Below are 24,429 nucleotides of genomic sequence, written 5' to 3'. Positions count from 1 at the left end.
TCCATGTAATGCCAGATTAGCCCCCATCTAATGCCAACTCGGCGCCCATGTAATGCCAGCTTAGCCCCCATCTAATGCCAACTCGGCGCCCATGTAATGCCAGCTTAGCCCCCATCTAATGCCAACTCGGCGCCCATATATTATTAGGGTATGGAGTATGGGAATGAGGGGTAGGGGGTACCTCCCCCCCTGCCGGCGTAAGGGGTTGAGAAATAAGGGGTTAGAAAAGAGGAGATAGCCGAAAATGGTGGTTTTATTGGTAAAAAATAGCCCCGTCCAGATGTAACATCGGGGCGGGGGTTATTTTGTTTCAGACCTATTTGGTCAGTCCCCGTTAGAGATAGGTCGTGAGGGATGAGATTGCCACGTGACTCCGCTTCAGCGGGACCACTCGCAATGACATCATTGCGAGGAAGAGAAACGACCGAAACAATCTCTATCTCTAACGGGTCAGGTATATCTCGCCGCTGGTCTCAATCTTAATCACCGGCGTCTGGGCCGAGCCCAGTTCCTTGGCCTTATTGGGCACTTCTTTGTCCAGGAATTTCTTCAATTCGCTGATGCTGACCCGCTTGTCGCCGTCTGTATCGGCCGCGCCGGCCAAGCCCTGCAACAGAAAATAAGTAAACAGGCCGTGCTTGAGTTTGGGCTCTTCGATGGCCTTTTGGCCCCGGGATGATGCGGTCATGACGATAGTGCCTTCGCCCATGCCTTTTTCAAAGCCGTCCACATCGCCTCTCAGGTCGCTGAATCCGCCGGAGTTGCAGGCATCAGCAATAAAGACCTTGCGCTTGGAGGTGACCGCGCTCCAGAGCCGCTGGGCCTCGCTTAACTCGATAGCCGTGGAGAACAGGTCCTCTTTCTCCGCATCCACCGGTATCAGATAATATTCAGTGTTTTTGTTGGGATGCTTGCCGACATCGCCATGCCCGGCGTAATAGAGAATGACCGTATCGTATTCCTTGGCTTTCTTACTCATGTCTCCGATGGCTTTCCTGATATTCCGGCTGGTGGCCTGTTTGCCGTAAAGGGTGGTGATATTTTCCGGTTTCATGGGCGAGGCCGGATTATTACGGTAGAAATCAGCCATGGATTTGGCGTCCTCTTCGGCAAAGGGCAATTTCTTGATGCTCTGGTCGTCATAGTTGCTGATGCCGATAGACAGCATATACGTCTCGCCTCTTTGCGGGACGCGGGTAACCCTGATGGTCTGGTGCCGGGTCAGGCCTTCATCGTCATAGGCAATGATTTTGATTTCATTATTGCCCATATTAAGCGAAACAATCTGCTCAAAGGAGTAACTGGGCGTTTTCTCGTCCGATGATTTGGGACGCTCGACCACACTGATGCCCCGGGTGCTCAAACTCTTGGCCAGGTTATTATTAACCAGGATATCCACCTTTTCCACCGAGCGGTCGTCGCCGGCCGTACCGACAATCTTAATAGAGTCGTCGAAGGTCTCGACCGCGCTCTTCTGGGGCTGGGCCAGGACAATCAGCGGCGGGGCCTTTTGCATCACCTCAATAACCGTGGCCGCGGCTGCCGGGGCAGCTACTGCGGTGGCGTCCCGCTTGGGCTCGGTCATGCCAATCTCATTCTTGGATACCCAGCCATTCCGGCCGCTACCCAGGTCCACCCGATACCAATCGCCCATCTGGCCGGTGATGGTCAGGGCCATATCCTTTTTGAGCCGGAACCGGGCAATGCTGTCCGGGCTGGCGCCGCCGCGCACGGTAATCTCGTCCACCGTGACATAGGCCGGCTTGGGATTCATGACAATGGCCTTGGTCTCGGTCTGGGCGCCGATTTTTACGGCGATGGTATCGGCCGTGGCAACGTTAAGATTCTTTTCATCTATATTGAGATTGATGTTTATGTCATTTATCTGGGCCACCTTTTTAACCACCAAAGTAAACCGGCCCTTCTTGCTCTCGTTCGGGGCCAGGTCACCCAGTGATAAACTATTGCGCTGTAAAATGACGCCCTCGCCCACCTCTGAAGCAAACGATATCCGGGCCTGGACATCCCGGGCCGCCACCGCACCGGTGTTATTGACCGTCACTTCGATATCCAGCGCCTCGCCTTTCTGGGCCACGCCGTCGCTGTTGCCGACCGAGTTGCCTGAGCCGTCGTCCACAATCTGGTATGAATAGGCCAGTGCCGGCCTGGGCAGGCCTTCGATGACCAGCCGGGCTTCTATATTATCCGGAATATTTTTGTATAATTCCTCGAATGTGACCGTCAGCGGAATGACCCGGTCCTGCCAGAGCCGGGGGATTTCCACCTTGTTGCTGACCGAAATCTCCTGCCCGGCCTTGATGTGCCCGATCAGGATGCGCCGATTAAACAGCGGCTCCTCGCTTTTCAGCATGGCCTGGAGCCGGTAGCAATCGCCCTTGCCCTTCTGGTTGGAGACATGGAATTTCAGTTCCACGGTTTCGCTGGCCTTGGTCGAACCGCCGATTTCCATCCGCGCCTCGAGATAAGGAGTTAACCCCTCGGGCGCCGTGTTCCAGTCAATCACGCCGCGCGACATAATGTCTATGGCCTCCGTGATATTATAATACAGATAGGTCGGCTGGCCGTTGGCCGCCTTGATTTCCACGCTGGTATTCTGGGGCAGTTCCCGAGCCGTGGCAATGACATCTGACATCAACCGATCCATGGCCAGAGCCGCCTTGCCGTCCTGGTCCGTGGTGCCTGAGATATTCAGGGTGCCGGTGTCGTTCTTGGCCGAGGCCGTAACCATCAGGTTGGGCATGGGCACGGCCTTGCCGAGCGCGGTGTCCTTGGAGACATTACGTTCAAATGTGCCGACCGGCTTGTCCGCATAGGTGACCTGTTGCTCCATAGAAGCGCCGACTATGAAAGGAATCAAACCAAGGACAAAAAGCGTCGCGCCCTGGCTTTCCCATCTGGCATACTGGGCTTTTTCCGCCGGCGTTAGGGTATAACCGCTGGCCGGGTCTTCTATGCCAAAAATAGCCCCGAACATCCATTCCAGCAGGCCCCAGCCCCACATTATACCGCCGGCTATCATCAGTCCTTCGCCGCTCTGAACCTGCTCGAATTTCTCGGTCTTTTGATATTGCTGAAGGAAGGAATCACGCTTGACCATATCGGCCATCACGGTGAACCTGACATCAGGACTCGAGGAAATCGGCCTCTGGACTATTTCTATCCTGGGTTCGCCCAAGGCGTCCTCGGTCTTAACCCTGCGTTCGCTGGTCATCTTCTCGTCGAACTGGCGTAAACTCCGCTCCGAACTGACGCAGGAAACCGCCAAGAACAAACCCATTACCATTGCCGCGCCCAATATTCTCTTTGTCATAACTAACTCCTTTTTCTCTAATTTATTAATATGACTTACGCACTCACTGTCATTCCGTGCTTGACACGGAATCCAGACCGCTTGGGAATTACTGGATTCCCGCCTTCGCGGGAATGACACAAGAGACTGTTTATTCGTAATTGCGTAACTTGTATTATATATTCTATCTTATTGTCGTAATAATGCAAGTGTTTTCTGCAAATCCCTCTTTGGCCACGGCTTCGATAGAACGGGTGATGATGCCCCTGGTTTTGGCATCCATAATCTTGCCGATATCACGGAAACCAACCTCATCCGGCTTGATTTCCAAATCCTTGACCGGCTGCAGGCTGGCAAAGGCCTTGACCATCTCCGCGCCCAGCGGCTCGGTTATCTTCAAGTCAAAGTTCATGGTCTCGTCCGGAATGCTGTAGACCTGATTGGCCTTGACCCGGTTATCCTTATTAAAACTATTTGGGAAAAGCAGTTTCACCGAACCGGCCGCGTCCATATGATAGAGATAAATATAACAGTCCTTGTTGGAACGGAAATGGAATTGGACCGACTCGTCCTTCTTGTAAACACTGCCCTCGCCCTTGTCCGCCCAGACCTTTATCTTTAAGTCTCCGGATGACGCGCCGGAACCGAATGCCTTCAGCCCTTCACCGGCAATCAAGTCATTGCCCGGCTTGTATGCTATCTCTTTCGGGAACATGCCTTTGGGCAGTTCCAGCGAGGTCGAGCCGAGTATCGTCCCCTTGCCCACCTCAATCAACTCCATCTTTATCTCGACTTTATCGCCCTTATCCCAGTAACGGACAAAGACCAGCCCGTTAACCCGGGAAATAACAGTGTCGCTTAAGGGCACAAATTTACCGGCCAGACAGTCCTCAATCGGACTCTGGGCTTTCTTGAGTTCATCCTGGAATACCTTTTGGGCTATGACATTATATAACGCCTTTTCCTGGCCCATGATGGTTTCTATCTTCTGTATCAGATATCCACCGAATTCACTGCTCAAATCCGTATCCTGATAATTAGCCTTGGCAATGGCCACCGTAACAGGCTTATCAGCGTTCTTAACTAAGTTTAAAACGCCATTGGTTAAAACAGTGTCCGGATTGGCGCCTATCTCGTTAGTCTTCTTATTAGTCACAGCAATAATCATTTTTATTTCTGCAATCATTGCCTTAAGTTCCGGGAACACTGCAAGTATTACCTTGGCTTGTTCTGCCTGTTTAATTGCTTCTTGATACTTACCAATCGACTGGACCGGCTGGCCGGATGACTGGTTATCCGCATCGAGTATCAAACTATTTGCCTTAACCAGATGTTCCTGGGCTGCCTTTACGGCATTAATCATCTCATTCTGGTAGCTAATCTGCTCGGCAATCACCCGCTCCACTTCTGCCTGAGGCACATCAGCCAGCAGGTATATCATATAATATGTCCGCTTCTCGCCGCCTTGTTTTCGTTCCCATTTTTCTATATACCATTCCTGGGGCTTGACCCGGCGGGCCACGGCTGAAGACAACTGCTCCTCCAGCCCCCGGACCGTCACAGTCGGATCAATAATCTTACTGCTCAGGCCGGTTGAGGCAATCAGGCGTTCGGTCTTGGTCTTGATATCAGTCGATATGTATTTAACCACGTTATTCAGGACGTGGCTGTAGGCATTATCGCGGGCTTCTTTTTCGGTCTCAAACTTATCCGAAAGCCCGATAAAAAACTGGTTACCATCTTTTACACCGGGTTCCTTAACGGTCCAGTCCGGCTTCTGCTCCTGGGATGCCCAGACCTTCTTCTCGTCTATGGGCAATGTCTTGCCGTTGGTGCTGGAACAACCCAGAAGAACCATGAATAATAACACAAGAAGTGAGATGTATATTTTCATATGCCATCAAGAAAAAGAGGAACACGAATCATACGAGTAGGACGCGAATCACACAAATAATAAATTATATTCGTGCCATTCGTCGTATTCGTCCTATTCGTGTTTAGTATTTACGAACTTGTTATTTCTTTTCCAGACCGAAACCCTGCTTTTTGGCATCCTCAAAGGCCTTCATAGCATCCTCATACTGGGCTTTGGCCTTCTCGTCATTAGCCGCATCGCGCTTCTTCTTCAGATCTTCGATATTACCGTTTAAGGTATCCTCATATGCCTTTTCAACCGATGTTTGCGGTACTTCTACCAAAAGATATACCAAATGATATGTCTCTTTGGTCTTTTTATCCTGCCATTTTTCGATATACCATTCCTTGGTCCGGACGTGCGAGGCAAAGGCGGCCGAGAGTTGCTCCTGGAAATCGCGCACTGCCCTGGTCGGGTCAACGATTTCAGAGGTCAGCCCGTGCGAGGTGGTTATCTGCTGGAATTTATCCTGGGCGAATGTACCGATATATTTAACCACGTTATTGACCGCGCTGCGCTGGGCGTCATCCCGGCCTTCTTTCTCCGTGGCATATTTACCGGACAGGCCGACAAAATAGAAATTGCCCTCCTTGGTCGCCGGCTCATTAACGGTCCAGCCCGGCCTCTGGTCGTGTGAGGACCAAATCATTTTCTCGCCCACCTGCGGCGCCACGTCAATCGGCTTGGCTTCCGGCGGCGCGGACTTGCACCCCAATATCATCCCGCTTATTGCGGTCAGGACCACCCCGGCCAATATCATCTTTTTCATACCATTTCTCCTTATTTAATGGGTCGCCTCAGATGTTAAGGTCAGCAGACCATCCCGTTAGGGACTACCTTGCTACGACAACCCAAGGATAGCAAAGGATTAATTTAATTTGTTTATTAAATACCAATTTCTCTATAAATGTCAAGCAATATCAGCCTAAATATGTCGGTCCGGCATTTCTATAATATGTGGATTTTTCCTTGACCCCGCACATAAGTAGTGATAATAAAAAACCTTTTATTGTTAATGTGCCGTAATATTTCCCCCGTAATTAAACCACTATCGTTATGTGCGGGGTTGACCCTGTTAGCTATTAGTTAAGATTATAACTATGTCTATGTTACCTCCTTTCAAGATTAAAAGCGTGGAGCCGGTTTACACCACCACCCGCGATTACCGCATCAAGAGAATCAAACAGGTCGGCTACAACCCGTTCCTCCTGCCGGCCACGGATATCACCATTGACCTCTTAACCGACAGCGGCACCAGCGCCATGTCCGACCGCCAGTGGGCCGGGCTGATGATGGGCGACGAGAGTTACGCCGGTAGTTCCAACTTCAAGCACCTCAAAGACGCGGTCCAGGACATCATGGGTTTCCCCTACACCATTCCGGCCCATCAGGGACGCGGGGCCGAGAAAATCCTGGACCGGGCATTGGTTAAAAGAGGCCAGATTATCCCGGGTAATATGCACTTTGATACCACCAAGGCCCATATCGAAGACGTGGGCGGCCGGGCTGTGGACTGCACCATAAAAGAAATCTACGATTCACAATCCACCTATCCCTTCAAGGGCAATATCGACCTGGATAAACTGGAAACCGCCATCAAGCAGGACCCGGCCAACGTGGCCTACGTCCTGATTACCATCACCTGCAACTCAGGCGGCGGACAACCCGTATCACTGGCTAATATCAAGGCCGTGGCGCGCATCGCCCGGAGATACAACTGCCTGATCTTCATTGACGCGGCCCGTTTTGCCGAGAACGCGCATTTCATCAGGGAGCGGGAAAACGGATACAAAAAATGGACCGTCAAGCAGATTGCCCACGAGATATTTTCCGTGGTGGACGGCTGCACCATGAGCGCCAAGAAGGACGCCCTGGTCAATATCGGCGGATTCATCGGCCTCAAGAGCAAGGCACTCTACCAGAAAATGGTCCCGCTGTGCGTCCTGCTGGAAGGATTCCCCACCTACGGCGGCATGAACGGCCGGGATATGGAGGCCATTGCCATCGGACTCAATGAAGGCATTGACGAGAATTACCTCCGGCACCGGACCGGCCAGGTAGCCAATCTCGGCGAGCAGATGAAGAAAAGCAACATCCCGGTCTTAGTGCCCTTCGGCGGCCACGCGGTCTATATTGACGCCAAGAAATTCTTCCCGCACATCAAGCGGGAGCATTTCCCGGGCCAGGCATTAGTCATAGAATTCTATATTGAAGGCGGAATCCGGGTGGTGGGAATCGACGCGGTCCTGGCCGGCCGCGACCCTGACACGGGGAAAAATGTATTCCCGGAACTGGAACTGGTTCGGTTGGCTATCCCCAGACGGGTCTATATGAAGGAACACCTGGATTACGTGGCCGAATGCGCAACCAGAATCTGGCAACGCCGCAAGCTGGTCCGGGGCGTGCGATTTGACTTCGAGTCACCCATCATGCGGCACTTCCAATCAACCTTTAAACCGATATAAATGCGATACATAAAATATATCCTCTTAACAGCCGTAATTGCCATCCTTTCCTACGGCGCATCCTGCCCGCCTCATGATACCTTAGTCAAGAGAACCTCGCCGGCCAAGAATCTTAAGGTCATGCGCGAGGCGCTGGCCAAATCCGATTACTCCACGGCCTACTACTGCTTAAGCCAGGATACCCGGGGCCGCTATAAATACGGGGATTTCAAGCTGATGCTGGAATATACCATCTTCGGCATCCTTATCAGGAGCATCCTGACTTACTGGGAGGTTGAGGACATAAAATATTTCCAGGAAACCGCGGCTGCCACCGAGCCGAATGAAACGCCTAAAACCATCGAAAAGGCCCGGGTGCGCCTGAGGCACTGGAAATACCCGGAATACCAGAAGGAATTTGTATTTATATATGAAGAAGACGGCTGGCGCATAGATTTTACCCTGGCCGGGATAGTCGGCGTACCCCAGGAAGACGAGGACGCCATCGCCCCACCACCGAGTAAGAAGAAAGAAGTAAAGTAGCCACAGATTTCACAGATTATTCCACCTGTAAGGACACGGATTAAAAATATGCGCAAAATAATTACCCTTTTATTCGCAATAGCATTACTAATCGGATGCAACACCCCGTCTAATCAAATAGAGACGGATAAAAATAACTTATCCGAGGAATTGTGTAAAAAAGGAAATTCCCTGCTTGAATCAGGCAAACTGGAAGAGGCAATCAACGCATATAATAGAGCTATAGAGATTGCCCCAAACAATCTTAATGCATTGAATAATAAAGGATATCTATTAATTCTTTTGGGTCGACTTGAAGAGGCGTTAACATTTACAAATAAATCTTTAGAGCTTATTCCTGATAACGTGATGTTACTATGCAATAAAGGTGTTGCTTTAACAGGATTAAAGAAATATAACGAAGCCGTTGAAGTTTTTGATAGAGCAATAACGATTAACCCGAATTATGGTAAAGCATGGCATAGCAAAGGATACGCATTAGTTGCTTCGGGACAGATTAACGATGGGCTTAAATGTTTGAATAAGGCATTAGAACTTATTCCAGATGATGCCTTGATATGGTGTGATCAAGGAGACGTTCTACTCCATATAAACAGATTTGACGAGTCACTTAAGTACTGCGAAAAAGCATTGATACTTAACTCCAATCTGGCTCAAGCATGGAAAATTAAAGGATTGGTTTTGGCAAAACTTAGTAAATGGAATGAATCATTGGATGCATTAGATAAGACCATAGAATTTGGCTTAAAAGACAATATGGTATGGTATAATAAAGGAGTTGTGTTAATCAGTTTAAATAGATTTGACAATGCAATTGAAGCATTTGATATGGCTATAAAACTTAACAGGAACGATGCCAACTCGTGGTATAATAAAGGAGCCGTTTTAGTCACTTTAGGCAAGGATAATAAAGCGCTTATTGCTTTTAACGAAGCCATAGAACTTAACCCCAATTTAGCTGAAGCATGGCTTAACAAAGGATGTGTTTTAGGCAAGATGGAAGATTTTGATGAATCACTCAAAGCATTGGACAAATCTGTTAAACTCAACCCCAAATATGCTGAAGCATATCAAAGTCGTGGATTAACCAAATACAAGAAAAAAGATTATAACGGTGCTATTGCCGATTGGGAACAGGCCATAAAACTTAAACCTGCGTATGAAAAAGAACTAAGGGGTCCATTTGCTGACATTTATTATTATCGTGGGAATGATAAGTTTAAAAATGATGACTACACCGGAGCTATTACCGACTGGGAACAGGCCATAAAACTTAAACCTGCATATGAAAGACAATTGTTACCAGAAATTGAACGAGCAAAAAGAAGGAAGTAGAACTTTAATTTAATCTGCGAAATCTGTGTAATCTGTGGTTGCATTAGAAAGTGTATTTATGAAAAAGTATCTGTATTTCTTTGGCGGCAAGAAGACCGAAGGCAACGGCAAACTGAAAGACATCCTGGGCGGCAAGGGCGCCAACCTGGCTGAAATGGCCCGTCTGGGACTACCCGTCCCGCCCGGATTCACCGTCTCCACCGAACTCTGCCGCATCTTCTACGAAAACAAGATGAAATTCCCGGCTACCCTGCAAAAAGAATTCATCAACTACGTCCGTAAACTGGAAACCGCATCAGGCAAGAAATTCGGCGATACCGTCAATCCCCTGCTGGTCTCGGTCCGCTCCGGCGCCAAATTCTCCATGCCCGGGATGATGGACACCATCCTCAACCTGGGATTGAATGACGCCACGGTCCAGACATTAATCAAACTGACCAAAAACGAATCATTTGTCTATGACTGTTACAAACGCCTGCTGATGATGTTCGGCGACGTGGTCCTGGATATCGAACGCAAGATATTCGAGACCGTGAAATCAGACGGGCCGTCAACTATCGCCCGATACAAAGATATTATCCTCAAGCATTCCGGCCAGCCGTTTCCCCAGGACCCGATAAAGCAATTAGAGATGGCGCGCGATGCGGTCTTCCGCTCCTGGAACAACCAGCGGGCCATTACCTACCGCAACCTCTATAAAATCTCGCACGACATCGGCACAGCCGTCAATATCCAGATGATGGTCTTCGGCAATATGGGCAACGACTCGGCTACCGGCGTGGGATTCACCCGCAACCCGGCTACCGGAGAAAAGATGTTCTACGGCGAATATCTGACCAATGCCCAGGGCGAAGACGTGGTCGCCGGCATCCGCACCCCCAAGCCCATCACCGAATTAGGCCAGGATATGCCGGCGGCATTCAAGCAACTAAAGGACATCACCTCGCGGCTGGAACTCCATTACAAAGACATCCAGGACTTTGAGTTCACCATCGAACGCGCCAAGCTCTATATGCTCCAGACCCGGAGCGGCAAACGCACCGGCCTGGCCGCTATCCGGATTGCCGTGGATATGGTCAAGGAGAAACTGATTAAACCGGACGAAGCCGTCAGACGCGTGGAACCGCTCCAACTCAACCAGCTCCTGCATCCGATGTTCAATCCGGTTGAACGCCCCAGATTCAAGGTCATTGCCAAGGGCCTGAACGCCTCGCCCGGCGCCGCATCAGGCAAGGTCTACTTCTCGCCGGATAAGGTTGTGGAACAGGCTGCTAAAGGCGAACGCACCATCCTGGTCCGCAAGGAAACCTCTCCGGACGATATCTCCGGAATGTACAAAGCAAAGGGAGTCCTGACCGCCACCGGCGGAATGACCTCGCACGCGGCTGTGGTCGGCCGCCAGATGGGCAAACCCAGCGTGGTCGGCTGCTCGGCCCTTAAGGTGGACGAAGAGAAAAAGTTGTTCTCGGTAGGCAATGTTATTGTCAGGGAGGGCGACTATCTCTCTATTGACGGCGCCACCGGCGAGGTCATGATGGGCGACGTGCCCACTATGGAATCCGAGGTCATGCAGGTAATCAAGGGCAAGTTATCGCCGGACCAGGCACCGCTCTACCAGTATTTCGCCACCCTGCTGGCCTGGGCTGATAAAATCAGGCACTTGAAAGTCAGGGCCAATGCCGATATCCCGCTCGATGCCGAATACGCCATGAAATTCGGGGCTGAGGGCATCGGCCTGTGCCGGACCGAACATATGTTCTTTGCCGAAGACCGCCTGCCCATTGTCCAGGAAATGATTCTGGCAACCAACAAAGAAGACCGGGTCAAGGCGCTCAATAAACTGCTCCCGCTCCAGAGGAGCGATTTCAAGGGACTCTTCGAAACCATGAAGGGCTATCCGGTCACCATCCGCACCATAGACCCGCCTCTGCACGAATTCCTGCCCAAACGCGAGGAACTCATGGTCGAGGTGGCCACGTTAAAGGCGCAAAATTGTCACCCTGAACACCGCAGTGACCACGACAGTGAACTTGGTTCAGGGTCTAATGAGATGCTGAAACAAGTTCAGCATGACAGGTCAGCTATTCTTACGCAGAAAGAGCGTCTCTTAGCCCGGGTCAACGAGCTCCACGAATTCAATCCGATGATGGGACACCGGGGCTGCCGGCTGGGCATTGTCTATCCGGAAATCACCGAGATGCAGGTCCGGGCCATACTTGAAGCGGCCAGCGAGGTAGCCAAGGCCGGCAAGACTGTAGTCCCGGAAATAATGATACCCTTGGTCGGTCACATCAACGAATTTACCAATCAGGCAATGATTGTCCACCGGGTGGCGTCAGAGGTAGCCAAGAAAACCGGCATCAAAATCAAATATCTGGTCGGCACCATGATAGAGATACCGCGGGCCGCGATTACGGCTGACGAGATTGCCACTCAGGCCCAATTCTTCTCATTCGGCACCAATGACCTGACCCAGATGACCTTCGGATTTTCCCGGGACGATGCCGGGAAATTCCTGCACTACTATGTGGACAACAAGATTCTGGCCAATGACCCCTTTGTTACTATTGACCAGGGCGGCGTGGGCAAACTAATCAGGATGGCAACGGAAAAAGGCCGGACGACCAGGCCGGATCTGAAGGTGGGGATTTGCGGTGAGCACGGGGGCGACCCTGAATCCGTCATCTTCTGCCATTCAGCCGGGCTGAACTATGTCTCGGCATCGCCGTTCCGGGTGCCCATAGCCCGTCTGGCCGCGGCCCATGCCTGCCTGAGGTAGACAGACGGTGTTGCAAAGGAAGAAGTAGGGCGAAAAACTGGATAAAATTGACTAGGGAATAGACATTTTCGACTATTTCCGTTAATTTATCCCCTTATAAATCAATCTCTTACGTAAGCAGGGGGGAGTCCCCCCACCCCCCTTACAGGGTTACATTCCCATCCTGTTCCCGAGAAATGGCATCTGTTGTGCCAAGAAACGGCATCAGTATGGTAAACAAACGCCATCCCTTGTAAACTTGCCAAAATGCACAGTATATAAGAGATGGTATTTGATGGGCAAAGAAATGGCATCTGATTAGCAAAGGGATGCCATTTGATTACTGAACGAACGGCATCCGAAATACGAACAAGCGCCATTTCTTGTAAACTTACTAAAATGCACAGTACATAAGGAGCGCCGAATGTTATCAACCTAATCCATATCGGTTTATAAAAGAATACGGTGTGTCGAAAAATCCTATAATTTAACCATCGTCTCAAACTCATCCTTGAACGCCTGAAGAGTTATTTTGTCGTAGAGCACGAAATAGACCTTGGTCAGATGCGCCTTGACACCCAGATATGAAATGACCTCATCCAGCATTATCCGGGCACAGCCGGCCACCGGAAACCCGGCTACGCCCGTGCCTATAGCCGGAAAGGCAATCGTGGTTATCTTGTATTGCTCGGTCTTGAGAAGGGAGTTGCGGACTGAATTCCTGAGTGTCACGGCTGTGGTATCACTGCCCAATGACATACTGGCCGCGTGAATGACATATTTCGCCTTAAGAGTCCCGGCTGAGGTTACGGCCGCCTCGCCCACCCGAATCGTCCCGATTTTGTTGCATTCCTGCTGGATAGCCGGACCGCCCTTGGCCCGGATGGCCCCAGCTACGCCGCCGCCTAATATCAAATCATTATTAGCCGCATTGACTATGGCATCCACTTCCATTGCGGTGATATCGCCCTGGAGCAGTTGGATGCGGGCTAGAGTTTCAGGTTTTATTGCCATTCTTATATCCGGACAGGATTTTACTGAGGTTGTCCTTTTCCGCCTCGGTGAGTTTATCAAAGAGCGGGTCTGATTTGGAGAGTTTTTCCCGCCTGATAATAGCCCGGCAGGTTTCCTTGATATAACGGGCGCCTAATTCCGAGATTTCCGATTCTACCGGATACATCCGGACCAGCGGTATCAGGGCATGCTTGTTGCCGACCTTGGCCAGGGTCTCGATGATATCGCCCGGCACCCTTTTGGTGCCGTCGCCCAGCAGGGCCAGCAGGTCGTCAAAACCGATGGGTGAATTCATCTCGCCCAAGAGGCAGTGTATCTTCATCCGGGCCATCTGGTAGAATTCCATCTTCTTGCCCAGGTCAGACGACCACCAGCATTCATCCTGCGGGGTATGCGAATTATTATGATTGACGTTCTTGTTGATTTCGTCTATCCGGGCCTTGATGTCGCGCAGGTAATCGGCCAGGACAGCTGCCCCGCTTTTGTCGTTTATCCGAACCAGGGTCTCGGAGATGTTTTCCATCCGGGCCACGTCCAGCGGCGTTTTTATCTCGCCAATTTTCGCCAATGCCTCCAGCAAGACCGGCACGGCTGATTTGCCGATGACCTCCAAGGCATAGGTCACCTGGAAAATCAGGGTGTGATGAGTGGTGTTCTTGACCAGCATTTCCACCAGCGGCCTGGTAATCACGTGCTGGTTGATATTGAGGTAGGCGATAATCTTCTGCCGGGTAGTGTAATCCTCGGAAAAGAGATTCTGCAGTACGATCTGAATCTCGGAATCGGTCAGGGTTTTGGCGCCGTCCAATTTCTGGTTGGCGCTGTTCCAAAGCGGCAGATTGAGTTGCGAGGCCTGTTCTGCGGAATCGGTTTGCGCAACGGGATTTACACCCGTAGACCCTCCGGGTTCGTCCATCTTTATTTATCCCTTTACTGCCACTTATGCCTATAACGAATTAGTGGCAGTTATCCCGATGCATATCGGAACTTCATTATTCCCTCTTATACAATATTTTATCTGCTTGTCAATAGCGTAGAGAGAATATTATAGAAAATCTACGACGCCTTTTTATGTGCCGTGGAAACCTTATCTTCCAGCGCTTTTATCGGCTCGGTCCCTTTGACCATTTCCGGCGTAATCACGTAATTGCCCTGCTTGGCGCAATCCGGCAGTTCAAACATCGTATCCAGCAGGAGTTGCTCGATAATAGCCCGCAAAGCCCGGGCCCCGGTCTTCTTGGCCAGCGCTTTCTTGGATATCTCCTCCAGCGCCGGGCGGGTAAATTCCAGACGGGAATTCTCCATCTGGAAAAATGTCTGGTATTGCCTGAGCAGCGCGTTGCGCGGTTCGGTCAGGACCCTTATCATGGCCTCCAAATCCAGCGGCTTGACGATGCAGTTGACCGGGAAGCGCCCGATGAATTCCGGAATCATTCCGAACTCCATCAGGTCTTCGGGCTCGATATGGGCCAGGATTTCACCCAAGCCGAGTTCGTCCAGGTTTTTGGTTTCGGCGTTAAAACCGATTTGCTTGCGGCCGATGCGCCGGGAAACGGAATTTTCTATGCCGTCAAAAGTGCCGCCGGCGATAAACAGGATATGCTTGGTGTCAATCTGGATGTATTCCTGTTCCGGATGTTTGCGACCCCCTTGCGGCGGAACGTTGGAAAGCGTGCCTTCCAGCATCTTAAGCAGTCCCTGCTGGACGCCTTCGCCGGAGACATCGCGGGTGATGGAGGGATTATTGTGGGTCCGGGCGATTTTGTCTATCTCGTCGATGTAGATAATGCCCCGTTCGGCCCGGGTCAGGTCAAAATCCGCGGCCCGGATCAGGCGCAACAGGAGATTCTCCACGTCCTCGCCCACGTAACCGGCCTCGGTTAATGTGGTGGCATCGCCGATGGCAAAGGGCACATCAAGAATCTTGGCCAGGGTCTGGGCAATCAGCGTCTTGCCGCAGCCGGTCGGACCGATCAGCAGGATATTGCTCTTCTCCAGTTCCACGTCCTTATGGACCGGATTAAGAATCCGCTTGTAATGGTGGTTGACCGCCACCGACACGATCTTTTTGGTCCGGTCCTGGCCGACCACGTACTCATCCAGTTTCTTCTTGATTTCCGCCGGGCTGAGCAGTTTCTTAAAAAGTTCTTCCTTTTGGAACGGCTCACGGCGCCCGATCTTGGCGGACTTGCCGTTCATCTGGGCGCAGACCGCCACGCAGCCGGAACAAATAGTGGTTCCGGACTGGCCCTGGATCAGATTGGACGGATGGTATGTCTGCCCGCAGAAAGAACATTTCTCGTCTATCGGAGGCCGGACTGTCTTGTCGCTGCCCTGTTTTTTGGACTTCTTCATTACGATTTTGCTTCCGGCTTGGTTCTCATTGATTCCACAACCTCGTCAATCAATCCGTATTTCTTGGCTTCATCACCCGACATAAAATAATCGCGGTCCGTGTCTTTTTCTATCTTCTCCAGGGATTGACCGGTATGTTTGGCCAGAATCAGATTTATTTTTTGCTTGAGTTTGATGATTTCTTCGGCCTGGATTTTGATATCCTGAGCCGTGCCCTGGACGCCGCCCCAGGGCTGGTGAATCATCACCCGGGCGTGCGGCAGGCAGCTGCGCTTGCCTTTGGTGCCGGCGGCCAGCAATACCGCGCCCATGCTCGAGGCCTGGCCGATGCAATAGGTGGCCACGTCACACTGGACGAACTGCATCGTATCATAAATGGCTAACCCGGCCGTGACCGAACCGCCCGGCGAATTGATATACAGGTCGATACTCTGATTCTTGTTCTCCATCTGGAGGAACAGAATCTGGGCGATAATCAGATTAGCCACATAGTCGTCAATCGGCCCGCCGATAAAGACGATCCGGTCTTTTAGCAGGCGCGACCAGATGTCATAGGCGCGCTCGCCCTTGCCGCTCTTTTCAATCACGATTGGCGTCAGATAACTCATAATAACAACTCCTTTTACTTAGAACGTTCGACAGAATGAATGTCGAGATTGCTTCGTCGCTCACATTGTTCGCTCCTCGCAATGACTGTCATTGCGAGCGTAAGCGAAGCAATCTCATTTTGTTACGTACTCTTAATAACTAATCCGTAATAACCGCTTTTTCCCTCAACAGTTTCCGGACCTTCTCCTCGCGGATGTCGGTGCGTAACTGGCCCATCATATGGTTCTCCTCGTAATATTTCCTGATTTCATTGGGCCATTTGCGGTAGCGGCCGGCCAGTTCGTTTATCCGCTGGCTGACCTCGTCCTCGGTAACAAATATCTTTTCTTTCTTGGCGATATGGTCGCTGATAAACTGGATTCGGATATCCCTTTCGGCCGCATCCTTGGCCTTGGCTTTCAGGTTTTCCAGGTCGGCCGCGACTTCCTTTTCCGGATGCCCTTCCATGAGCATCTGGGTGGTCCAGCGCCGTAGCGTGTAATTTACGCCTTCATTAACCAGACTGGCCGGTAACTGGAACGGCGTCTTTTCCAGAATCGCATCCAGCACCTGGCTCTCGACTTTATACTCGGCGTCCTTGGCCTTCTGGACCAGCAGCCGCTTCTTGACCTCTTCCTTCATCTTGCTAACGGACTCAAATCCGATTTGCTTGGCCCATTCCTCGGTCAGTTTGGGAATATTAATCCGCTTGACTTCCTTGACCGTGATTTTCAGGGTGGCATCCTTACCGCGGTATTCGGCCTTCTCGGCGTCATCCGGCACCTTCATCTTGATTTCCTTGGAATCGCCCGCCTTCATATCATTCAGGGAATTGCCGATATCAGCCGAGGGCTTGCCGAAGAATTTCACATCCTGGCCGATAATCATAGTGGAATTCTCGTTCTGATGAACATGCTTGCCGTCCACGAAGGTCTCCTGGCTGAAGACCAGCATATCGCCTTTTTTGGCTTTCTCTTTGGCCAGCACCTGCCATTCGCCGTTCTGCTGGCGGATTGCCTCCAGCGCGGTATCAATATCCTTCTCGGTTACTTCTACCGGCACTTTCTTGACCTTGATGCCGGCGTATTCGGTCAGATTGATGGTCGGCTCGACCTCCACCACCACGTCAAAGGACAGCGGCTTGGTCTCGTCAAACACAATCTTGTCAAAATCTATTTCCGGGTCAGCCACCGGCTTGAGGTTTTTCTCCTTGAAGGCATCGGCGCAGGAAGAAATTATCAGGTCGTTCTTGACCTCGTCCCGGATATCCTTGCCGAACTTGCGTTCAATCAAACTGCGGGGCGCCAGGCCTTTGCGGAATCCCGGCACCGTGGCCGAGGCCACAAAATCCGTATACTTGGCCTCCAGCTTTTCCTTAATCTTGTCCGGCGGCATCTCGATTTTAATCTGCACCTTGCACGGACCGATTTCTTTTACTTCTGTCTGCATTAATCTCTCCCTGCTATTAAATTAAACGAATGTTTAGAATAAACTATTTACACGATTTACCATAATAAATCAAGTTTTTACTTATGTTCGTCCCTGATTTCCCCGACTATCTGTTCCATGATGTTTTCCAGGGTAATCAGGCCGACCGTCTTATTGTCGTCGTCCCGGACAATCGCCAGGTGCACATGTCTCTTCTGGAATTCTTTCAGGAGCTCGCTAATCCGGGCCTTCTCGGAAACGAAGAACGGCTTCCTCAGCAGGTCAATCGTGGCAATAATATCCTTATAGCAGACCACATTAAAATAATCTTTTATATGCAACACCCCGATGATGTTATCCACGTCATTCTCGTAAACCGGTATTCGGGTATAATGTCTTTCCATAATAAATTCCGTTATCTTATCAGGCGGAAGAGCTATGTCAAGCGCCACCATCTTCTCCCTGGGAATCATTACCTCGCTGACCAGCCGGTCGGTAAACTCAAAGACATTCATCAGCAGGAACGTCTCGGACTCCTGGAGATGCCCGCTTTCCGTGGATAACGAAACGATGTGCTTGAGCTCCTCCTTGGTAATCATCGGCTTGCGGTGCTGGATTTTTATATTAAAGGGCATTAATGCCAGCCGGCTGATGGCCGAGATGAGCATGTTTATCGGATAAAAAACATAATAGAGAATTCTTATCGGCCGGGCCGTGGCGAACGAGAACCGCTCCCAGTACTGGCTAGCCAGGACCTTGGGCATGACCTCCCCGAATTGTATCAGGATAACGGTCATGACCACCATGGCGACAAAGATACCGTTTTCCCCGAAGAAATACAGGGCCAGGGCCGTGGCCAGGACCGAGGCGCTGGTATTGACGATGTTATTGCCGATTAAAATCGTGCCCAGCAGCTTATCCGGCTCGGACAGAATCTTCTGGATTAATATCGCGGTTTTATTCTGCTGTTTCACCATCATGGCCAGCTTGGTCTTGCGGAACGAAAACATGGCAATCTCGGTGGCCGAAAAGCAGGCGCTCAGGATAAGCAGCCCGACAATAATAACCAGAATTGACGCCGGCGGCAATACATTAAACAGTTCCATATATTTATTCTTCCTTGACTGCTATTTTAAGCGCTACATTATGTATACAAAAACTTGATTTTATCAAAGAAATATATGATTATTCAGTATATGTAATCCCGGCATTCGCTCGCAGTGAGCGAAACGAATCTGTCGGGATAAGAACCAGATAACGCGCGATGCTCTAATCCCGACAAAAACTGTCGGGATAAGAGCCAGTAAGTCGCTGCGCTTCTAACTGGCTCTAAGGAGGTATGCAATGAAGGCATTAGCACTGTTGTTTATGGTGGCCGCCGGACTGGGACTATTTCTGGCCATGATTATGGGGGTACTGGACGTGGTCTTCCCGCTGGGACATATACCGGCCAGGTCGTTTATTGAATTCACCATCGTCTGCCTGCTGTTCTCTATCGCGCTGTCAATCTTCAAGGGCGGCGAGACGAAGTAGAAAGGTAAAATGCCAGGGGTGGGATTTGCGAAGCCGCAGTCCCGCCGAAGCTGGATAAACTCCGCCTCGACGAATGTCGGGAATTATTTCGGGAAACCCACGACCAGGAGCTTATTGATTTTTTATCGTGATTATGGCAATGCCAGGGGTGGGATTTGAACCCACGACCAGGAGCTTATGAATCTCCTGCTCTACCGGGCTGAGCTACCCTGGCTTATTTTTGACTAAAGGGATTTACTAATTACTTGAGGGTTTGTCAACTTTTATCTATGACCAAAGCCGTTTTTCTGGACCGCGATGGCACCCTCAACTACGAAATTAAAGGAGACCTGACCCGGCCGGCCCAGTTGCGGCTGTATAAAAATGTCCCCGAGGCATTGAAACTGCTCCGGCAGGCCGGATATAAATTAATTGTCGTAACCAACCAGTCGCTGATTGCCCGCGGCCTGATTCCGGAAACAGGGCTGCATCTTATCCACCGGAAACTAAAAGGCCTGCTGGCTAAAAATGGCGTCCGGCTGGACGGGATTTATTATTGCCCGCATCATCCGACCAGAGGGACTGTCAAACGTTTTACTAAGGCCTGCGACTGCCGGAAACCAGAGCCCGGAATGCTCAAAAAGGCGATAAGGGATTTCCGGGTGGACCCGAAACAGTCGTTCTTTATCGGCGATACCCGGCGCGATATGGGCGCGGCCCGGAAGATGCGCATCAGATTTATATTATTGTTGACCGGTTACGGACGGAAGACCTTAAAAGAAATAAACAGAAAAGAACCTGCCTTTATCAGTGGCAGCTTATTAAAGGCGTGTAAATTTGTCGTATCGGAATTTCAATAATGAAATTCCGACAGCACTTAACCTTTCGGGTTAAGTACTGGACTACGATATGCTAAAGAAAAGATACGACCCAGCACTCAAGAAATTTTGAGTGCTGCCCGAAGGGAGATAGTTGCACGAGCGAAGCGAGTGCCTATCTGGTAGTTAGAACGGAGAATGATTAATGTCTAAAGATTCCAAAAAGCCAGAATCGGATGCAGTTGACAAGAATGCCCTTCCCAACCCGACCTCGGTCGTGGACATCGGCATCGAAGATGAGATGAAGAATTCCTATCTCACCTACGCCATGAGCGTCATCGTTTCCCGGGCCCTGCCGGATGTGCGCGACGGCCTGAAACCCTCCCAGCGCCGCATCCTCATCGCCATGAACGACCTCAATCTCGGCCCGCGCTCCAAACACCGCAAGTGCGCTAAGATTGCCGGCGATACCTCGGGCAACTACCACCCACACGGCGAACAGGTGGTCTATCCGACCCTGGTCAGAATGGCCCAGGACTTTGCCTGCCGATACATATTAGTGGACGGCCAGGGCAACTTCGGTTCGATTGACGGCGACCCGCCGGCCGCTATGCGTTACACCGAGGCCCGGCTGACCGATTTCTCGTCCAAGATGCTGGAAGACCTGGACAAGAACACGGTTGACATGGTGCCCAACTACGACGAGACCCGCGAAGAGCCGACCGTCCTGCCCTCGGCGTTCCCGAACCTGCTCTGCAACGGCTCATCCGGCATCGCCGTCGGCATGGCCACCAGCATCCCGCCCCATAATTTAGGCGAGGTGGTGGACGGCATTGTCAAGGTCATCGAAAAACCCGAGGTGGAAATAGAAGAGCTGATGGAAATCGTCAAAGGGCCGGACTTCCCGACCGGCGGCACCATCTGCGGCAACAAAGGCATCATCGACGCCTATAAAACCGGCCGGGGCATCATCACGGTCCGGGCTAAAATCAGCACCGAAGAAGTCAAGGGCGGCCGGACCAATGTGGTCGTGACCGAAATCCCCTACAACCAGGAAAAGAACAAGATTATCGAACGCATCGCCCAATTAGTCAAGGACAACCGCATCCAGGGCGTCTCGGACATCCGTGACGAAAGCGACCGGGACGGCATGCGCATCGTGGTGGAAATCAAGCGCGGCGAAGAGCCCCAGATTACCATCAACCAGCTCTATGAAAACACGCCCTTGCAGGACAATTTCAGCATCATCATGATTGCCCTGGTCAACAGCCGGCCGCTGCTGCTTAACCTCAAGCAGATATTAGTGGCCTACAAAGACCATAGAATAGAAATCATCCGCCGCCGGACCAAGTATCTCCTGGACAAGGCCGAAGCCGAGTTGCACATTTTAGAAGGCCTGTACATCGCGGTGGATAATATCGACGACATCATCAAATTAATCAAGCGCTCCAAGTCCCCGGACGAGGCCCGAGTCAAACTCATAGAAAAATACTCGCTCAGTGAAATCCAAGCCGAGGCCATCCTCCAGATGCGCCTGCAGAAACTGACCGGACTGGAACGGGAGAAACTGGAAGCCGACATCAAAAAGCACAAGGAAGAAATCACCGACTACAAAGCCATCCTGGCCGACAACGACCTGGTCTTGGACATCATCAAGGAAGACCTCTACGAACTCAAAGAAAAATACGCCGACAAGCGCCGGAGCGAAATCCTCAAACGCGATGTCAAGGAGTTCGTCCTGGAGGAACTCATCACCAAGGAAGATGTGGCCGTGGTCATCAGCCACGAGGGCTATGTCAAGCGCGTGCCGCTGACCAGCTACCGGAAACAGGCCCGGGGCGGCAAGGGCGTTATCGGCGCCGAGACGAAAGAAGGCGATTTTACCGAACATATCTTCATCGCCTCGACCCACGACTATATCCTGTTCTTCACCTCCATCGGCAAGGTCCACTGGGTCAAGGTCTATGACCTGCCAGAGATGGCCCGGACGGCCAAGGGCCGCTCTATCGTCAACATCATCCGCTTCAACCAGAACGAAAAGATTACCGACGCCATCCCGGTCAATGACTTTACCAAGGGATTCCTGGTCATGGCCACCGAATCCGGGCTGGTCAAGAAAACCGAACTCAAGGACTACGGCAACCCGCAAAAAGGCGGCATCATCGCATTGAAATTAGATGACAAGCCCGCCCGACCGAATGACTCCGGTCGTTCGGGCGGGGACCGCCTCATCGGCGTCCGGGTCTCATCCGGCAAGGACCACATCATCCTGGGCACCCAGGAAGGCATGTCCATCCGGTTCGCCGAGGAAAACGTCCGCGCCACCGGCCGGGCCACCTACGGAGTTCAGGGCATCAAACTCCGCAAAGGCGACGTGGTCAAGGATATGATTCTGATTGAAAAAGACGGCTCATTACTGACCACCTGCGAAAACGGATACGGCAAGCGCACCCCGTTTGAGGAATATCGCTTACAGCGCCGGGGCGGCACCGGAGTCAGGAACATCAAGGCCTCAGACCGCAACGGCAAGGTCATCGGCCTCAAGACCGTCACCGACAAAGACGAACTGATTCTCATCACCATCAAAGGCACAGCCATGCGTATGCCGGTGACCGACATCAGGACTATTGGCCGCAATACCCAGGGCGTCCGGCTGATAAAGTTGCAACCGGGTGACAAACTTGTCTCGGTCGCCACCGTCGCGCCGGAAGATGTGGAGTAAGAAAGATGAAAAAATGTCCTTATTGTGCTGAGGAAATTCAAGAAGAAGCGGTAAAATGTAAGCACTGTGGGGAATTCCTGAATAAGTCCAAGGAAACACCAGATTCTAACCATATTTTAAACCAACAAGACAATGTCCAGCATAAAATAATCCCTGTAGCAGGTATGGTTGAATGCCCCTATTGTCATAGATTAGTAACACCTCAAAACCGAGATATAGATGCTCAGGGTTGTTTGATAACACTTATTCTTCTATGTTTTTTTATTGTCCCTGGGATTATATATGCAATATGGCATAGTTATAACAAGCAATGTCCAGCATGTAAGATGAAACTATAAGAACATGTATGAATATGACCTTATCAATGAGCGCATTAGTGTTGTTTTACAGAGACCAGACCTAGTAGAGCATGTGACAGAATACGACTGGCTAGTTGACAACCTTGACCGAGTCACTACTGACCCGTTTCAAAAAAGGTACCGTAATTACTGGAGAATGAATGCCGCTCATCTGTCCAAAGAATATTGTAATGTCTATTTTCAATCGTTGCATCAGGCGTTGACCAATCTTCCAAGTATTGGAGACCTCGCAATCGCCTTACATAATACTCCTACTAATAAGAATGGGCGTAAGTCACTTCAGTTTTCATTCGTCACAAAATTAGTTCATATGATCAATCGTCAATCCCCAATTTATGATTCTTTGGTTAAGAAATTCTATCTTTTCAGTGGACCTAAAAGTGGTTCCCTCCAACAAAAAATTGATGAATTGGCTGGTTTCCACTCTTTTCTTTGTCAAGAGTACGCAAAGATTATCAAGAATGGGTTATTGACTAAATCTATCAAAGCATTCCGTGAGAAATTTATACCCAAACACTTTACGGACGAAAAAGTCATTGATTCATTGATTTGGGCATACAGTGCCCTGCCAAATAGCATAAAGTAAATTACGCTAACGCCGTCCTGATTTCTTTGCGCCACAGTTTCCGATGGTTTTGAATACCTATCCAGAGGTTTTGGATGTATATCCAGAAGTCCCGGCTATATAGCCAGATGTTCCGGATGTATATCCAGGAGTTTCGGATATATATCCAGAGGTTTCGGATATATATACAGAGGTCCCGGATGTATATCCAGAGGTTTTGGATGTATATCCAGAAGTCCCGGATGACTATCCAGAGGTCCTGGGGATGAAAGAGTCAGCCCACAGGATGAAGGATTGGACTAAGGGATGAAAGTTTCAGCCCTAAGGATGACCGGGATGTCCCCAGGGATGAACGACTTGGACTGGGGGATGACCGGTTCAGCCCAAGGGATGAAAGTTTCCGCCCAGGGATGAAAGGTTCCGCCTCAGGGATGACTGGTTCAGCCCAAGGGATGACTGGCTCAGACCCAGGGATGACTGGTTCAGACCCAGGGATGAACGACTCAGACCAAGGGATGAACGGCTCAGACCAAGGGATGAACGGCTCAGACCCAGGGATGACCGGTTCAGCCCTAGGGATGACTGGTTCAGACCCAGGGATGAAGGTTTCCGCCCCAGGGGGTATTTATTAGCATAACTGCTATAGTTTTAGAAGGTTATGTTAAAATCAGCCCGTTGGCGAAAACTTTCCGCTTGTTAGCGGGAACTTTGCGCTATATAGCGATTTCTTTGCGCTTATTAGCGGGAACTTTCCGCTTGTTAG

17 protein-coding genes, 1 tRNA gene and 1 pseudogene are annotated in these 24,429 nt (G+C 50.7%); 9 read left to right on the top strand and 10 right to left on the bottom strand.

Going from position 1 to position 24,429, the window contains the following annotated elements; all coding sequences use genetic code 11:
• Positions 1-442 precede the first annotated feature (442 nt).
• The 3 genes from HZA49_01440 to HZA49_01430 form a co-directional block, all read right to left on the bottom strand.
• Complete coding sequence (locus HZA49_01440) at positions 443-3,331, bottom strand: caspase family protein (GenBank protein MBI5778104.1); 2,889 nt, start codon at positions 3,329-3,331, stop codon at positions 443-445.
• 163 nt (positions 3,332-3,494) lie between these two features.
• The gene (locus HZA49_01435) at positions 3,495-5,204 is read right to left on the bottom strand and encodes a DUF4384 domain-containing protein (protein MBI5778103.1); all 1,710 of its coding nucleotides are present in this window, start codon (positions 5,202-5,204) and stop codon (positions 3,495-3,497) included.
• A 121-nt stretch (positions 5,205-5,325) separates the two neighbouring features.
• The gene (locus HZA49_01430; protein ID MBI5778102.1) at positions 5,326-5,994 is read right to left on the bottom strand and encodes a hypothetical protein; all 669 of its coding nucleotides are present in this window, start codon (positions 5,992-5,994) and stop codon (positions 5,326-5,328) included.
• 331 nt (positions 5,995-6,325) lie between these two features.
• On the opposite strand from HZA49_01430, the gene HZA49_01425 reads away from it, so the two are divergent.
• The 4 genes from HZA49_01425 to HZA49_01410 are packed head-to-tail and all read left to right on the top strand — an operon-like array spanning position 6,326 to position 12,326.
• Entirely contained in the window at positions 6,326-7,690 is a 1,365-nt protein-coding gene (locus HZA49_01425; protein ID MBI5778101.1) for a tryptophanase, read from the top strand.
• The gene (locus tag HZA49_01420; protein MBI5778100.1) at positions 7,691-8,212 is read left to right on the top strand and encodes a hypothetical protein; all 522 of its coding nucleotides are present in this window, start codon (positions 7,691-7,693) and stop codon (positions 8,210-8,212) included.
• A 48-nt stretch (positions 8,213-8,260) separates the two neighbouring features.
• Positions 8,261-9,547 carry a tetratricopeptide repeat protein gene (locus HZA49_01415; GenBank protein ID MBI5778099.1) on the top strand — a complete coding sequence of 429 codons (1,287 nt, stop codon included), beginning with the start codon at positions 8,261-8,263 and terminating at the stop codon, positions 9,545-9,547.
• Positions 9,548-9,605: 58 nt separating this feature from the next.
• On the top strand, positions 9,606-12,326 hold the full coding sequence (locus tag HZA49_01410) for a pyruvate, phosphate dikinase (GenBank protein MBI5778098.1): 2,721 nt from the start codon (positions 9,606-9,608) through the stop codon (positions 12,324-12,326).
• Between the two features lie 459 nt (positions 12,327-12,785).
• Here the strand turns inward: HZA49_01410 and HZA49_01405 are convergent, their stop codons facing one another.
• From HZA49_01405 to HZA49_01380, 6 genes are all read right to left on the bottom strand, one after another.
• The gene (locus tag HZA49_01405) at positions 12,786-13,319 is read right to left on the bottom strand and encodes a macro domain-containing protein (protein ID MBI5778097.1); all 534 of its coding nucleotides are present in this window, start codon (positions 13,317-13,319) and stop codon (positions 12,786-12,788) included.
• Positions 13,303-14,235, bottom strand: coding sequence for a hypothetical protein (locus HZA49_01400; GenBank protein MBI5778096.1), 933 nt, complete (start codon positions 14,233-14,235; stop codon positions 13,303-13,305). Before HZA49_01400 ends, HZA49_01405 begins: the two co-directional genes overlap by 17 nt.
• 140 nt (positions 14,236-14,375) lie before the next feature.
• The gene (clpX, locus tag HZA49_01395; GenBank protein ID MBI5778095.1) at positions 14,376-15,674 is read right to left on the bottom strand and encodes an ATP-dependent Clp protease ATP-binding subunit ClpX; all 1,299 of its coding nucleotides are present in this window, start codon (positions 15,672-15,674) and stop codon (positions 14,376-14,378) included.
• Positions 15,674-16,282 (bottom strand): ATP-dependent Clp endopeptidase proteolytic subunit ClpP, encoded by a 609-nt coding sequence (gene clpP, locus HZA49_01390; protein ID MBI5778094.1) that lies wholly within the window; start codon positions 16,280-16,282, stop codon positions 15,674-15,676. The genes clpX and clpP overlap by 1 nt, the downstream gene beginning before the upstream one ends.
• 139 nt (positions 16,283-16,421) lie before the next feature.
• Positions 16,422-17,711: a trigger factor gene (gene tig / locus HZA49_01385; protein ID MBI5778093.1), complete on the bottom strand. Its 1,290-nt coding sequence runs from the start codon at positions 17,709-17,711 to the stop codon at positions 16,422-16,424.
• A 77-nt stretch (positions 17,712-17,788) separates the two neighbouring features.
• Positions 17,789-18,796: a DUF21 domain-containing protein gene (locus tag HZA49_01380; protein ID MBI5778092.1), complete on the bottom strand. Its 1,008-nt coding sequence runs from the start codon at positions 18,794-18,796 to the stop codon at positions 17,789-17,791.
• A 238-nt stretch (positions 18,797-19,034) separates the two neighbouring features.
• On the opposite strand from HZA49_01380, the gene HZA49_01375 reads away from it, so the two are divergent.
• The gene (locus tag HZA49_01375) at positions 19,035-19,223 is read left to right on the top strand and encodes a hypothetical protein (protein MBI5778091.1); all 189 of its coding nucleotides are present in this window, start codon (positions 19,035-19,037) and stop codon (positions 19,221-19,223) included.
• A 140-nt stretch (positions 19,224-19,363) separates the two neighbouring features.
• On the opposite strand, the gene HZA49_01370 is transcribed toward HZA49_01375, so the two are convergent.
• Positions 19,364-19,437, bottom strand: a tRNA-Met gene (locus HZA49_01370).
• A gap of 55 nt (positions 19,438-19,492) precedes the next feature.
• Here HZA49_01370 and HZA49_01365 point away from each other — a divergent pair.
• The 4 genes and pseudogenes from HZA49_01365 to HZA49_01350 all read left to right on the top strand — a co-directional run bounded on the left by HZA49_01365 (position 19,493) and on the right by HZA49_01350 (position 23,687).
• A complete protein-coding gene (locus tag HZA49_01365; protein MBI5778090.1) occupies positions 19,493-20,062 on the top strand; it encodes an HAD family hydrolase in 570 nt (189 codons plus the stop codon).
• A 163-nt stretch (positions 20,063-20,225) separates the two neighbouring features.
• Positions 20,226-22,742 carry a DNA topoisomerase (ATP-hydrolyzing) subunit A gene (gene gyrA / locus HZA49_01360; GenBank protein ID MBI5778089.1) on the top strand — a complete coding sequence of 839 codons (2,517 nt, stop codon included), beginning with the start codon at positions 20,226-20,228 and terminating at the stop codon, positions 22,740-22,742.
• 5 nt (positions 22,743-22,747) lie between these two features.
• Positions 22,748-22,825 (top strand): annotated as a pseudogene (locus HZA49_01355) (zinc-ribbon domain-containing protein).
• Positions 22,826-23,084: 259 nt separating this feature from the next.
• Positions 23,085-23,687, top strand: coding sequence for a hypothetical protein (locus HZA49_01350; GenBank protein ID MBI5778088.1), 603 nt, complete (start codon positions 23,085-23,087; stop codon positions 23,685-23,687).
• Positions 23,688-24,429 lie beyond the last annotated feature (742 nt).

This window comes from Planctomycetota bacterium, from assembly GCA_016235865.1.
Taxonomy (GTDB): Bacteria; Planctomycetota; MHYJ01; order JACQXL01; family JACQXL01; genus JACRIK01.
This window is presented reverse-complemented; position numbering and strand designations above follow the sequence as displayed.

Excerpts from the sequence above, each read along its gene's own strand:
- HZA49_01440 (MBI5778104.1), bottom strand. The coding sequence starts at position 3,331 with ATGACAAAGAGAATATTGGGCGCGGCAATGGTAATGGGTTTGTTCTTG.
- HZA49_01350 (MBI5778088.1), top strand. The coding sequence starts at position 23,085 with ATGTATGAATATGACCTTATCAATGAGCGCATTAGTGTTGTTTTACAG.
- HZA49_01400 (MBI5778096.1), bottom strand. The coding sequence starts at position 14,235 with ATGGACGAACCCGGAGGGTCTACGGGTGTAAATCCCGTTGCGCAAACC.
- HZA49_01365 (MBI5778090.1), top strand. The coding sequence starts at position 19,493 with ATGACCAAAGCCGTTTTTCTGGACCGCGATGGCACCCTCAACTACGAA.
- clpX (MBI5778095.1), bottom strand. The coding sequence starts at position 15,674 with ATGAAGAAGTCCAAAAAACAGGGCAGCGACAAGACAGTCCGGCCTCCG.
- HZA49_01420 (MBI5778100.1), top strand. The coding sequence starts at position 7,691 with ATGCGATACATAAAATATATCCTCTTAACAGCCGTAATTGCCATCCTT.
- HZA49_01425 (MBI5778101.1), top strand. The coding sequence starts at position 6,326 with ATGTCTATGTTACCTCCTTTCAAGATTAAAAGCGTGGAGCCGGTTTAC.
- HZA49_01380 (MBI5778092.1), bottom strand. The coding sequence starts at position 18,796 with ATGGAACTGTTTAATGTATTGCCGCCGGCGTCAATTCTGGTTATTATT.
- HZA49_01415 (MBI5778099.1), top strand. The coding sequence starts at position 8,261 with ATGCGCAAAATAATTACCCTTTTATTCGCAATAGCATTACTAATCGGA.
- tig (MBI5778093.1), bottom strand. The coding sequence starts at position 17,711 with ATGCAGACAGAAGTAAAAGAAATCGGTCCGTGCAAGGTGCAGATTAAA.
- clpP (MBI5778094.1), bottom strand. The coding sequence starts at position 16,282 with ATGAGTTATCTGACGCCAATCGTGATTGAAAAGAGCGGCAAGGGCGAG.
- HZA49_01375 (MBI5778091.1), top strand. The coding sequence starts at position 19,035 with ATGAAGGCATTAGCACTGTTGTTTATGGTGGCCGCCGGACTGGGACTA.
- HZA49_01410 (MBI5778098.1), top strand. The coding sequence starts at position 9,606 with ATGAAAAAGTATCTGTATTTCTTTGGCGGCAAGAAGACCGAAGGCAAC.
- HZA49_01435 (MBI5778103.1), bottom strand. The coding sequence starts at position 5,204 with ATGAAAATATACATCTCACTTCTTGTGTTATTATTCATGGTTCTTCTG.
- gyrA (MBI5778089.1), top strand. The coding sequence starts at position 20,226 with ATGTCTAAAGATTCCAAAAAGCCAGAATCGGATGCAGTTGACAAGAAT.
- HZA49_01430 (MBI5778102.1), bottom strand. The coding sequence starts at position 5,994 with ATGAAAAAGATGATATTGGCCGGGGTGGTCCTGACCGCAATAAGCGGG.
- HZA49_01405 (MBI5778097.1), bottom strand. The coding sequence starts at position 13,319 with ATGGCAATAAAACCTGAAACTCTAGCCCGCATCCAACTGCTCCAGGGC.